The following is a 14081-nucleotide window of genomic DNA, read 5'->3' as shown; positions in this document are numbered from 1 at the left end:
ATTATAATTGTATTATTCGGGAAATAGCCCACTAAATATCTATGCCTAAAATTATAACATAAGGACCTTTACACAAACAGCTAAGCTCATGATCGAGCACTTTATGATGCTGAATCACGGCAGCAATCGCTTCAGTACCATTGAGCTATTTAATAAGTTCATTCCGTGATATCCCATTACTGTGTAACCCCACTTGTTAAGAAAAAACGACCATAGACATTTATCTGTCTAAGGTCGCATCATTAACCTTCCTGTCTATCAGCTTCTTGGTATTATGTCATTAAGAACGTAGTCGATGAAATCCATCAATTTTACGAAACTCGGCTAAAGATAAATTAAAGATACTCATCCTGAGATACAATCTTCGCTTCTGGTAGAAGACAAACTGCTATGCCTTCATCTTCATCTTCTTTATCATCGAGAAGCAAGGCATAATTGCCATTACGTTGGAACAATAAGGTACGTGGAATAAATTGCTGAGAGGCATCTCCTTCAGAAAAATCAGTTAGCAGCTTTTCGACCATTTTTAAACGTTCATTCTTATGGTCATCGAAATCAACAATCGCCGCTTCCTGTTCTCCGGTGATACCGTCTTTTTCAAAGTATGCTGCCGCTTTGATGATTACATTATAGTTTTTATTAAAAAGCGAAATCTCCGTTTCAGCTTTCCAACCGATGTTGAAAATAAGCTTACCAAACACCGGATTATTCATTAGGAATCACCTTTACCTTTCTTAGCTTCAGCAATTCCGCCGCTATGCGAAAAATTTGCATGAATTTCATTGGGGACTTTCTGCATCGTTCTCATGTCCTTACATTCGTGCCACGTGTAATTATTGTCTTTGCGCCATTGTGCAACTTCTTCAGGTGTACAACCTTTTTGTTGGGCCAGCGCTAGATCGGCCTTGTCGAAATTATCCGTACGTTCGGTAGAGAACGGTTCAATCTCAACGGTACCTTTGCTAACCTCGCTAAAATCGGGCTCGCCGTCCTTATAAACTATTCCGCCATCAATACCGTATTTGTCGAGCAGCTGCCCCATTGTTAAGCCATCGGGGTTGGAACGGGTTTTTCCTTTCACTTCAGGCGGGACATAATCTTGGTCGGGAATCCATTTGGAATCGCCGCGTTCGCCATCCCAATGACCATTATTACCCTCAATAGGACAGTTCCTAAAATTATCAAGCACAGCGCCTAATGGCTTATCATACTCGCTCATCGGTTTTTCGAATGTTTTATTCTCCGTCATCTTGCCGAGCGGACTGTCGGAGAACCGCTTTTGCGATATCTCCGTTATTTCTTTAAACGAAGCAATGCTCATATATTCACCCCGCCGTTTTTCCTAAAACTTTCTTTTATCTCATCGATCCATTGCATATATATCCGTTCACGAACCTCCGATTCCTCTTGCTGTACACTTATATCCTTCATCAAGCACTGGCTTACGGCAAGAGTCACTTCTTCGGAGGCATGGGATACGAATTGATTCACGAGCCCTGCAAGCTTCCTGGTCAGCTCGGAATTGTTAACGGAAGTAGCCACATAGCTTTCGACTTGCGCACGAACACCAAGCAAACCCGTAATGCGGCGGGAAAGCTTAATAAATTCCGAAGGACTCCACAAGGACAATTTACCCTCTAATTGATACTCAATGATTTGCTCCTCGACAAATTCCCTGTTGTGAGAGGATAATTGAAGCATAGTCACCCCACGTTCAATTTCGCTTAAATCAAAGTTCAGGTGTTCACGCACTCTCCCCTGGATGAGTAACGACAGGAGCTGTGTCCAAACCTTCCGGACATCTGTTGCCGAATTATGCGCTTTGGTGTCGTAGCGCTTTCCATCAATATCACATTTATTCACCTTAACTAATACAGGTTCTACCCAATCATTCTGATAAATAGCCGCTACACCACGCTCCAGCTTTGACAGCTCGCCAATCTGCTCTTCATCCAGATTCGCGGCATACCCTACAAGCTCACGGTCGCTTCGTTCCGGCAATCTCAGAATAATTTTGGTGTTCGTGTTGCGAATGACCGACATATCCAATAGCCCAGGCGATTGATCGGCGATAATAAAGCCTTCTCCATACGTTCTCATCTCTGCAATAGAATTGGCAAGCATCTCTACCGATTTACCGAGAAGATTGGAGCTCTCAGCGGACTGCTCTGTTGATGTGCGCTTTAATAAGACATGTGCTTCCTCAAGCACAGTGATATGTTTAAGCGAGCTGTTCGTTTGACCATAGGTCATCCGGTATTCATTGAGCTTCATAACGAGCAGTCCCATGATAAGCGACTTGGTTTCCGTCGATCCGACACGGCTCAAATCTACAATTACGCTCCTATCGAACAACTCGGTATCCGTTAAATCATCGCTTGTGAAAATCAGACCATTTAACCCATTCGTCAGCGATCGGACACGGGTACACAAGGCACCGGAGTAGTCACTCTTACTATCAGACGAGTATTTGGACTCATTAATTACGGTTTCAATCTGCTCTAATAAATCTGCAAAGTTTGGATATATATCACCTTTCGGATTTTCAGAGGCGCTTAAATTCCAGCCCACCGCAGTATAGGATCGTTCCATCGCTTCCTTTAAGATGGCGGGCATTGCGGCATACATCGGCCAGCATACATTAAATAATTCTACAAGTCGATCCAAATGCTCCAAAACATGAATGTCGGCTGGAAACCGGAACGGATTGATCCGGAGCAAATCGCTTTTCTTGGGATTTGTCCCATATACAGATACGTCGGCAAATTGCCCAAAAACGTTTTTGTACTCGCCCTTAGCAGGCTCAATGACTAGGAACGGAATATCGTAGACGTTCCGTAATTGATTGAGTAGTTCGTACACGGTGTTACTTTTGCCGGAACCGGTAGAGCCTGTCACAAACGTATGCATCGTCATGGAATCACGGTCAAGACGCACTTCCGTATTCGTTTCGCTTCCCATCGTGAATACGTTGCCCAGAATAAAGCTGCTCTCGCGATTACTACGCTGATTGTACTTGACCACTTCCAGGCCGAAATCAGCGTGTTCAATGACGGGAAAGCCGCATACCGAGTTGCGGGGAAGTCCCATCTGAATCGCAAGCTCGTTACCGCTTACGAGCGATGAGGCTGTCACTGGCAACCTCGTCGAATGTGATTGATAAGCAAAGACGGGATGAATAAAGTTCGTAATGTACTCCCGAAGCATAGGAATCTGCTTTGTATGCTGGCGCCCCCAGAAGTTGATCGCCGATGTTTCAACACCGGACTTCTCGCCTTTCATCAATGCTCGATAGGTGCCTGCCGCCATCTCCGCCGTTTCTTGACTGTCTGACAAGAAATAAGCAGCGCATTCCCACATGCCGAGACTTTCGCATTCATCAATACGTTTTAACTGCAAATCAATCCGCTCAAGCGTGTTAATAAGCGTTTTATTTTGCGTTGTAAGCTGCATGTTATCCGACGTCCCGGATACTAAACCCATGGTTTTGGTGCTATTTTCGCTCGTGCTTTCATTCGTCGTATCCGACTCCCCAAACGACTCCGATGAACTATCGGAGTAGCTTTCGTTCGTGGATGTACCTTTCGTTGTTGACTTGGGATTGATCGCGCTAAGGCCAACATGGCCTGCCATAATCGCTCCTGCTGCAACGAGGCTGGCGCCCCCGGTTAGCGGAGCGGTAACAATGCCTGCTGCGCCAAGCAATGCTGCACCCACCCCTTTCATAACCATAGTGGCGGTATCAGTCTTCGTTTCGGATTCATTTATCGTCGAGCTCGTTGAACGACTGGTGCCGGTTTGGGTCGAGCGGTTTGTCGAATGCGACGTGCCTGTTGTCGTTCCTTGCGAAAAAGCATTTGATACATTTATAGCCGTATTTGTGCCGTAGCTTAGCTGCATATTGGCAAACGGTGAAAGCTGTGTGTACATATTTTCGTAGGCGCGGCGGGTTTCTGCTAACTGAGCGGACGGCGTGCTTTTGGCTAACACAACGGCAGTATAACGCTGACCCTGCATGGCAAGTACAAGCTTGTCGAGTCCTTGAATAAACCGCTCGTTGTCAGTGAATTCCGCATCTTTATTGTTGGCAACACACGAGACCGACGCGATATTTCCCGACGGAATGTTCTCAAGAAAGCTTTCCGCAGCAGAGTCGAGAAGATCGACCGTCTTTACACCGGGGAACTGACCGCGCAACGCATTTCTTAACGTATCTTTGAGCGATTTTGTTGTTCGTTTATCGTCAAGTGCGCGCACGCCCATATAAAAGTCGGTTTTCTCGCCGTTGCTGTCGGCAATAATAAACACACCGCAGTTCAGGTTTTGCACCGCATTGAAAACTGAAGCAAATTTATAGGTTGAATATTCATGATTCTGGTAAACCATTTCCGTTATTTTAAACATGCGAATATCGCTAATTTGCTTCAGACTATCAGGTAGCGGAATAATGTCAAAGTCAGTCAGCTTAGTTAAATAGTTTTTGAGCACGATGTCATCAACAAGCAAGCTTGCTTCGGTAAGCTGACCTTCAAGCACGTTATAGCTCGGAACATTGCTTTTAGGCGATGGCGGAAGCGTTGGCTCCGACGGTTCGCTCACCGACATAGTCTTCCCGCCGGTCAAATCTACAAAATCACTCATACGACTACCTCCTGTGCGTTGCAATGAATACTGCTGCCCCAACGACGACCGCTCCGACAGCAGCACCTGCGATAAAGCTGCCTCCGCCAATGGCTGTGGCCGTACCGACAACGACTCCGCCTGCGAGGGCTCCTGTTGTGACTCTGGTAGTACGCAATCGCTTATTTTGCTTACCAATCCACTGCTGTTGCCGGGAACTGGGAGGCGATGATCTCCATGAATTGCTGGAGGGTTGGCGAAAGGGATAGTTACCATTATTAGCAACATCCATTCTGCTACTGCTATTACCGGGAACACTACTGATCCCGTTGCCGTTTGAATGTCTTGCTGGTGTATTTGAAGCAACCGGGCGTAGATGTCTAACGATCTCCTTGAGACGACTGATCCGGTCGTGCGAGAAGTTGCCGACAACCTGAACCATTAGTTTATTCATGTAGTCGTCGTTCCAGGAAGTTTTATCCTCTTTAAGCTCCCGACCGTCATGTTCATCATAAAGCCCGTTTATATTTCGAGCATACTGTTCCATTTGGTTGAATTCAGCAAATGTCGGGTCAACAAGCAGACTATCTTTCATCATAATACGGATACTTCGGACATTTCCTGCTTCAACTGCGTTTATAAAAGCATTCGTAATAGCCACGATGGTGCCCCCCTTAGATTTCCACTATTAGTTCCACTTTGGCCTTGATCTGCTCCAGCCAGCTCAGCTTGCGTTCCGATTCCTTAATACGTTCCTCGGCTTTTTCTTTATCGGTAGCATAACTCTCCAGTTCGGCAAGCTTTTCCTTGAGTATACCATCAAGCCGCACAAACTCTTTGTTAAAGCGTGCTGCGATTCGTTCCGACTGCTGAATTGCATATTCTTTAGCAGCATCGCCGTTATCGTATAAGCTTTCCTGTACAGGGGTTAAATACCATTGCGCCAGTTCATCGCCTTTAATGTAGCGAATGGTTTTACGAATATCCCTGTACTTGGTGACATATTCATCCTTAGGCCAAAAAGCAATGCCTTTAAACCAGCCTCTTGTACGTTCTTTTACTTCATAACTTTCCTGACCCACAACCCGCTCTTCTTCATGTTCAAGATGCTTTACGGAATAATCGAGTGCCTGGACACTTCCATTCATTATCTTAAAAGGATCAATGGTTATACCATTGAGATCCTTGGTATCCACCTCTTCAAGCAAAGAGCGAAGCTTTTTCTGATATTCGGCTAACAAGGCGTTTCCAGTCTCTTCTAAGTCATTTCGGATGAGATCATCAAGATCTTCTTCGAAATCCGGTTCTAATTTCTTTGCGAACTTATTCAACCGATCAACTTCGTCCTTGACCTCATCATGTAAAATCTCCTGACCTCGCGAATCGTCGATACGCTTGGTGATCTTGCTTTGGAACTTCTCTATTACTTCTTCAACGACTACTTCGGAAGACTTTTTCACCTTGGTAATAGCATCATCAACGTTTTCCCTAAATTTCTTCGCATCACGTGCATCGTCCATCTTCTTGCGGATCGAATCGATCAAGCTCACGATCCGTTTGCTTTCCTCGCGATTATGAGCAAGCTCACGCTTTGTTTCCTCAAAGGCGCCCACCTCGTCTAACTTGTGCAAAAACGTATCCACTATATTTTTAACTTTTGCCGTTTTGGCGTATTTCTGCACATACTGACGAATAGCTGCTTCGATAGAAACGACGCCGGTATGAATTAATGCTTCATCCGGATTTTCATTAGCTCTGCCATTCCATGCTGCTCTTGTAGCCGCAAGCTGTTCGTTGATCTCGCCGCGAATGCTTGGGGGGAGCGCGGCATACGATTCAAAATGCAAGGATTCGTTGCGGTTCAACTTCTTGATCTTCATCTCCGTCTCATCGATCGTGTCCACATCCACGTCCGCTCCGCTTGCAATGAGCCTGATGTTCAGCGCAGGCAAGGCGGAAGCAGGGAACAAATTCGGATTCGCTATACCATGGTTTTTCAGGTAAGCACGTACACGCTCTAACGTTTGGCTCGTATCGCCATCCTCTTTCTTGCGGTCATCCAGTTTATTGACAACGAAGATAAATCTGTCCTTCGACTGCTTACCCCCGACACTCATGCTCTCAGCGACCCGACTCAACAGTGCATTGTCATCGTCCGTACCGAATTCGCCTGTCATAATGTAAAGGACTAGCGCTTTGGATGACTTGCCAAGAAGCTCGCTCTGGACCTTCTTATGTCTGGGGTCGCGTGAATTGTTTGGCCCCGGCGTATCGATTAGTACAAGAGAAACATCCTCCGACGAAACGAATGGAATATTTCCTGAGACATGGATAGCGGAAACATTCTCGCTGGCATTCAATCGTTCCATGATCGGATATGTTAATTTGGCGTGCGTCTCAGCCAGCTCGTCCTCTTTATTATAAACTTCCGCTTTGAATGGCACTGCGTCTTGGGTGATATCCTTAATCCGTGTAATAATAGCAGTACAGGCTTCTTGCTTGGAGGGCATCAGCTTTACGCCGAGCACCGAGTTGATCAGCGTGGATTTGCCGGCGCTCATCGTTGCGACCACACAAACCTCAAAATCGCTGCTCTTGGCATGCTCGAATGCGCTCACGATCTCCACATCCTTCAACTCATCGAACGGACCTTGCTGGACTTGTTTGAACACATCATCGATGAGAGCTTCCTTATCCGATGTTTCTTTGGCAGCCTTACGCTTAATCGTTGCTCTTAAATCATTCTTCTCATATGCTTTAGTGAATACATCGACCAAGTCCTCGTAGTCGAGCAGCGTGCCGTGGAACGTAACTTCAAACTCCGTGTCATTGTACTCGTCGATAAGGATGCGCGGGAGTTCCTCTACCCAATCCTGCAATCGGGAGCCGTCGGCAGCTTTCTCGCCAAGCTTGCTGTTTTGTGCCAAACGTTTCCCTTCAACAGTGATTTCCGTTTCAAGCTTATATGGATTGTATTTCACGAATACTTTTTTCATCGGTCTTTCCTCCGTATAGTATGTTTTCCAGACCGTAAAGCCCGCTACTCACTGCTAGTGCCGATTGCTTGTCTTCTGCAGCCTGCACTTGAGCGCTGGATTTAGGAAGGTAGACAGACAGGTCATACTCAGCCCTGCTGAATTTTTTTACATAGTAGTCATACGCATCCTGCTCATCCTCAGTCATGGCCTCGCCATACATCTTCATTTTCAACAATAGTGCGAAGTATGCAGACAACGGGCATATTACAGGCTCTTCAAATCCAAGATGAAGCAAATCATTTCGGACACCCTCAATGCTTGAGGCGATGGAATCGTCTGCACTTTTGAAATTATCAAGCTTATTTAACACGAAAATGACCTTGTCCTTTGGTACATATTCGGAAACGTATTTTAAGTAACGTATCTCCTCGTCTGTCCCGAGCTGGTTAGCATTTAGTACATAGATGAGCTTGTCGTAATGCTCTTCACGCAGCGCACTACGAGTACGTTCGCCATGCTCCCGATTGATCGCGGAATTTACACCGGGAGTATCGATCAGACAAATTCGACTTGGCGAATCCGAATGTACGAAAGAACGGAAAAAAGAGGCGATCTCACTGCTGCCTGCTCGCCCCGCATTCATCAGATCGTCGTATGCTGCATACAGATTGAGCCGCGGACCGAGCAAATGAATCGATCCATCTTCAACCGGCTTGTTGAATAAGTAACATAGGTTCGCTGTGCAAGCTTCTTGTGACGTTCGGGCAACCTGCTTGCCGATCAGGGCATTGATAAGCGTAGACTTGCCAGCGCTCATGTTGGCTGTAATCAAAATTCGTATTTCTTGTTGAGCAACAAATCTTCGGTTTAACCGAAACTGGTGAATCAACCCCTCTGCAAACAATAGCTTTTGCGGGATAGTCTCATCAGTAAATAAGGCAGACACCAGGTTACCTATTGCTGCAGACTGCCGTTTGTTCAAGTATCCCATTAAGATTTTTAGAGCTTTCTCAATTGCGTTTTTATCCGCTGCGATAAGCGCAATGTCACACATAAGCCAGAAGCGATATTTCCACATCCATGGTCTTAACCAGTCATTGACCATTGAACGAATCATGCGTTCACGATTCCCATCAGTTAAGACAAGTGCACTCTCATCTCCGATAAGCATTGCATGGTATTGTGATAACCGAGCTTTCGAGTATTCGGCAAAACCTGCACATCGGTTCACAAGATATTCGAGTATGACATAGTATTGAATCCTAGTTTTTTTCTTCGCCCTCTTTAGCGGATGCGATATCAAGCTATGTGAGGTTATAAAATTGTTTCGCAGATTAATTTCCATTCGTTGCTATAGCACCTCAACCTTCTCTCCCTGACTTCGCATCCACATATCGACACCATTTCCGTATACTTCGACAGAAATCACATAAATCCCTTGATTTTCCGATAATATCTCTGCCGTCGGAAGCCTGTCCAGCACAGCATCAATAGAATCACCGCTAAACTTAAACTTCACCCTTCGCAATTCTCCTGAGTACATGAACTGTACCCGTTTGCGAAACTCTCCGTCGTTGAACTTGTCCTTATATGGCACTTTAAATTTGGCTCCAGAACTTTGAAACCTTTCGATCCTATCCACACGAAACACCGTAGGGAAATCATGGCGATCATCGGCCATAAAAGCAACCAGATAGAAATAGTATTCTGAAAACATAATGGCGACCGGCTTCAATTCATGCTCCCGCTCCACACCATCTTTGCGGACATAAGTAATCCGGATTACTTCGTTTTGAGTTATATACTGCGAAAGTTCCCATATTGTCCCGAGAAGCTTCTTGCCATGCCTCAATGGAACATAATAAAACTGTTCACTACGGATCATGTTCTCGACCTGCTTGCGGTCATTTAACGTTACCTGCGCTAATAATTTTGCGACAAGCGCATCCAACTCTTCCTTGCAAAACGCCCGGCTCTCTAGAAGGATTTTACATACAGCTAAAACCTCTTCGTTAGTAATCCACTCGCGCTCCATACGGACAAGGTAGTATCCTGAACGAAATCTATCATAAATAATGGATACCTCCCCTTCCGCAAAACGGGTGTCTGCCAAATATACTCTTAATTCGTCAATGTCACGTTGAATCGTTTTTTCTGTTACTCCGTATCGCTTGGCAAGCTCTGCCTTCTTGATGAGTTCGCCTCTATTGAGCAGTTCGTGCATATTCAATAGACGAAATCCTTTATTACCGTTAAAATCAAGGTTCAAGCAAATATCCCCTTCTTAAACAGTTTTTTCAACTATATCACAACCGGATGGACATATATTGGGATAGTAAGATTTCACTTAACTAATTTCGGATTCATCCTAGTTACAATTATCCATGACATATGATCTAATATTACACTTTTCGATATGTCGAATACTGTAGAATTTTGTAGAGAGTATTTTAAGGTTCAAAATATGTACTAGTTGAGAAGTCGCCCGGCGCTGTTTGTTCGATGAGCAACGGTGGTTCCTTGCCCTGTTACAACGTGTTACTGTTACGTAAAAATTAGTGTCGTTCTTAACGGTTCAGATTAACCTTTTGGACTGAAAAAACTCAATTATTCTAGTAGTGTGAAATAAATAAAAAGAATGCGCGGCCAATAATTCACCGCGCATTAGTACATATCCTGCATAGTTATGTTTCGTGTGCTGATGATCGTACTGTTGAAAACGGTCATCAAACAAGGACACAGCTTCCTTCTTGCCCCAGGACTTCCCTGCAAAGGCATAGAGATATTCATGCTCGGGGAGTTGATACTAGCAATGCTTTGTTTTAGTTACTATCCCCGAGTTCATTGCAAGTAACCAGCAGGTTTCATCTTTTTAGAATGGGATAAACGCCAAGCCGCTGCTCCAAATTTCAATCCATACATCCTACCAGGCCACACTTGGTTCGTTCCTGAATCAATCCGGTATTAAAACGTAAAAATCTCAACCGAATCCTCATACACCCGTATTTCCCTTACAACCTGCCGGATTAAATCCCGCTTCTCTTCAAACGATAGTTCGTCTTGCCCTTTTGACAGATAATACTGAACGGCTTCCATTAGGACGTTAATGTTATACTCATTGTTCTGTGTAGAATTCAACATATCCGATAACTCGGCTAGTTGGTTATTCAGAGCTTCCTCTTTCTGAGTTAACTCCTTCAATTCCTGCCGGATTTCCTCTTCCCCAATACCGTCTTCACTGGCTGCAAATAACTTGATTAATTTTTTTCGGGCGTTTTTAGTTTTTTCGATTTCCTTTTCAAGCCTAGCTATTTCTCCAGCTTCAAAAGGCTCTTTTGTTTTCTCCTGCTGCAACGCCGCGGCAATTTCGTCAGGATTATTTAACCAACCAGCGACTTGCTCCCATACTTGATCTTCGATCATCTGGGCTTTAATTCTTCTACCACAGCCTTTTTGTTTTGCACCGGCTGTATTTTTAATATCTGTATATTCAGGGACCTTTTTGCCCCAATTATTTGATAATCGTCCGGTCATTGTATTGCCGCAGTCTCCGCATCTAAGCAAGCCACTTAATAAATATGGATGCTTACTCTTCTGTGCCCATCTTCGACGTGATTCTGAAAGCAGTCTCTGGGCGTGTTCAAACTGGGCCTCTTCGATAATGGGAGGGCAAGGTATCAGGATCCAATCACTCTTTGGCCTCTCCCTCATTGGAACCTTTTCCTCATCTTTTCTATGCTTGTTGCCAAGCATTCCTTCGGTATTCCAACGATTCTGATAAAACTCGCCAATATAGGCTCGATTCATTATGATTTGTCTAACGACTTGACGATGCCATACTGGAGCTCCTCGTTTGGTAGGTACACCTTTGCTAGTTAAATATAGTGCGATACCATTTAAACCTTGAACCAATGTATTGGGCTGTGTAAATAAATCAAAAATTAATCTTACGATTGCAGCTTCGTCTTCATTGACAAGGAATTGCTCCGACTCTTTGTCATAACTATATCCGTAGACTTGAAAATCTCTCAACACTTTACCTTGTCGCGCTTTTTCTCGTCTGCCGCGGCTCATTCGTTCGTTAATCTTGGATTTTTCAAATTCGGCTATCGCCCCACGCATAGAATAGAACAGGTTTCCTTCCGGGGTTTTGGAATACTCTCCATTCACGAATACCAGTTCTATTCCTCTTCTATCGAACTCATCCGTTATGATTAATTGGTTCATTAATTTCCGCGATAAACGGTCGGGATCCAGACATATGATTTTGTTTATGATCCCTTCTCTAACATCTTCCCGTAATTTGGTTAAGGCTGGTCTATCTAGAAACTCTCCAGATATCCCATCGTCCACATATTCTTTAACTTTATTCGTCTCCGCTTTCATCCGACACTGACGAATCTGATCGTTCAGGCTGAATCCATGTTTTGCTTGTTCTTCTGTGCTCACCCTGGCGTAAATAGCGATCATGTTTCTCCCTCCTGAACTTCTCTAGGAGATAATCATAACAGGCCATGCGTATTTTGTCATTAGAGTCGCCCGCAATCAGTTTCACATGCACCCGGCATCGCCTCCTAATGGAGGATATGCTGATACGGCTTGGACACTTGATAATAAAAAACGACCATAGACATTTATTTGTCCATGGTCGCTATATCACTTCATAATCAGTATTCCAGTAAATCTAATGAACCGTATTGACATATAATTACTGAAAAAACTTATAAATTCAGGGTATTGAGCTGAGGTTCATCCTACACGAGCTTGAACAATTGCCTATCGATACGTCTTAGCTCCTAACTTTCTTAGTCCACATATCGTTCGAAATATTATAGTTGATGTTTCACTTTCATTGGAAGTTTACACTTAGATGTAGTAACTGAGTTAGGCTTCCAAATCAACCTCTTCCACACCAATCATTTCTTTAAAAAGATTATCGTAGGCCGATATTTTCAGCTTTTGGGCCTTATCTATCTGGAACGTGACGCTGATGCGGGAAAGATCGCGGCAACGACTCGACGGCCTAATTTTCATTCTATAATAGACCGATCCATTCGCCTTGGTCAACGGTTCATATTTGCCTCCCTTGCGGGCCATCGGAATGATTTCGATCTGATCCTGATGCGGTCTCATCGTAGCGATCCGCTTCTTCACCTCGATCGGATAAGTGTCACTCTCCTGAATAACAGTGACAGTTTCTTTATCGTGGTGATTGTAAATCCCGTACGCGGCATTTACGGAATCGTCAACCAGAATCTCCCCATCGTTATAACTGTATCTTGCATTGCCGCGACAAATCGCTGTCTGCAGGTATTGCTTCTCCATGCCGAGCTTGGCATTCGGAAGTAACTTTTCCAGGATATCATGTACATGCGGAATTAGGCTGCTTCCCCCCGACAATAGAACCGTCTCGATCCGTTCAAAGCCAGACTCACCATTTTTCTTCATCTCCTGGTTCATTTGCAGCAGCCCTTGTTCGATGTAATCCCACAGAGGTTGGCAGCGGCTTACAAACTCTCTGCGCGTTAGCTTGATACTACGAATGCCTACCCGATCGTGCTTTGGTAGCAGTGGCGGCATTGAAGTGCTGTACTCCTCTACCTCGGAGAGTGCAATCTTAATCCGCTCCGCAGTCTTTTTCAGCAGTGGGTATATTTCGTTCTGCTTTAAATTTTCTATCCGTTTCTCATCGTCAAAAATGGCTAAATCCAAAGCTTGGCATACTGGATTCCCCTGCTTCTTACCCTCTTCGATGATGAATTTAATAATGATCATGTCTATGTCATCGCCGCCAACGACAATTCCCTTTTTGACTAAGATCTTGCCACGACTATAATTATCGGTACTTCCGTTATTCCACTGTTTCAAAATGGAAGCCGCCGTTTCCACGCCATTCGCATTTTCGCTTTTATTCATAACAGCAAGGTCCAACGTGCCACCGCCAAAGTCAAATACTAGCATCGTTTCTTCTCTGATGAACCTGTCTTTATAATCCCAGAGAACGGCGATCGGCTCGTCTATGAACCATATGACATCTGATGAAATGCCTAGTCGCTTGCAGGCTCTTTCCATCAAGCTTTTTAAATCCTCGTTATAATGAGTAGGAACACTCATAACGAGTCTTGAAATATCGCTGGCATTAAGTTGCGCACGCCTTAATAGGTCAGTCAAAAACAAACCAACCAGTTCATCGGAGGAGTACGTCTTTTCGTTTATGGTCCTGGAATAATGGATGTCCTTCATGAGGTGCCGTTTCAACGAAATGATTCCTCGCAATGAATCGTTGTAAGCGCTCGTTTCTTCTGCTTCAACTGAACCATCTGGATTAAAGTATAGCACTGTGCGAAGCAGTTGACGCCCAGGAGAGTATCCCCCTTCAAGCTCGATAACCCTCACTTCTCCCGTTTCATTATCGATAACGGCGATCGAGCTGTTTGTCGTTCCGAAATCAATACCCACGTAATACATCCAGTTTATCCCCTT

At 44.6% G+C, this 14081-nt stretch carries 9 protein-coding genes; all 9 read right to left on the bottom strand.

The window, feature by feature from the left end:
* Window positions 1–335 precede the first annotated feature (335 nt).
* Complete coding sequence (locus H582_RS0104745; RefSeq protein ID WP_028597607.1) at window positions 336–713, bottom strand: hypothetical protein; 378 nt, start codon at window positions 711–713, stop codon at window positions 336–338.
* Window positions 713–1321: an HNH endonuclease gene (locus tag H582_RS30710; protein ID WP_028597606.1), complete on the bottom strand. Its 609-nt coding sequence runs from the start codon at window positions 1319–1321 to the stop codon at window positions 713–715. Before H582_RS30710 ends, H582_RS0104745 begins: the two co-directional genes overlap by 1 nt.
* A complete protein-coding gene (locus tag H582_RS26005) occupies window positions 1318–4641 on the bottom strand; it encodes an ATP-binding protein (protein ID WP_043110910.1) in 3324 nt (1107 codons plus the stop codon). The genes H582_RS30710 and H582_RS26005 overlap by 4 nt, the downstream gene beginning before the upstream one ends.
* Window positions 4642–4645: 4 nt before the next feature.
* Window positions 4646–5281, bottom strand: coding sequence for a hypothetical protein (locus H582_RS30705; RefSeq protein ID WP_047914210.1), 636 nt, complete (start codon window positions 5279–5281; stop codon window positions 4646–4648).
* A 13-nt stretch (window positions 5282–5294) separates the two neighbouring features.
* Window positions 5295–7616 (bottom strand): dynamin family protein, encoded by a 2322-nt coding sequence (locus H582_RS0104730; protein ID WP_028597605.1) that lies wholly within the window; start codon window positions 7614–7616, stop codon window positions 5295–5297.
* Window positions 7582–8943, bottom strand: a complete 1362-nt coding sequence (locus H582_RS26000) for a dynamin family protein (protein WP_084136608.1) — start codon at window positions 8941–8943, stop codon at window positions 7582–7584. The genes H582_RS0104730 and H582_RS26000 overlap by 35 nt, the downstream gene beginning before the upstream one ends.
* A 6-nt stretch (window positions 8944–8949) precedes the next feature.
* The gene (locus tag H582_RS0104720) at window positions 8950–9867 is read right to left on the bottom strand and encodes a helix-turn-helix transcriptional regulator (RefSeq protein WP_043110909.1); all 918 of its coding nucleotides are present in this window, start codon (window positions 9865–9867) and stop codon (window positions 8950–8952) included.
* A gap of 695 nt (window positions 9868–10562) precedes the next feature.
* A complete protein-coding gene (locus H582_RS25995; protein ID WP_043110908.1) occupies window positions 10563–12068 on the bottom strand; it encodes a recombinase family protein in 1506 nt (501 codons plus the stop codon).
* A gap of 414 nt (window positions 12069–12482) precedes the next feature.
* Window positions 12483–14066 (bottom strand): Hsp70 family protein, encoded by a 1584-nt coding sequence (locus H582_RS0104705; RefSeq protein WP_028597601.1) that lies wholly within the window; start codon window positions 14064–14066, stop codon window positions 12483–12485.
* Window positions 14067–14081: the final 15 nt, after the last annotated feature.

It is taken from the genome of Paenibacillus pasadenensis DSM 19293, from assembly GCF_000422485.1.
GTDB lineage: Bacteria > Bacillota > Bacilli > Paenibacillales > Paenibacillaceae > Paenibacillus_O > Paenibacillus_O pasadenensis.
This window is presented reverse-complemented; position numbering and strand designations above follow the sequence as displayed.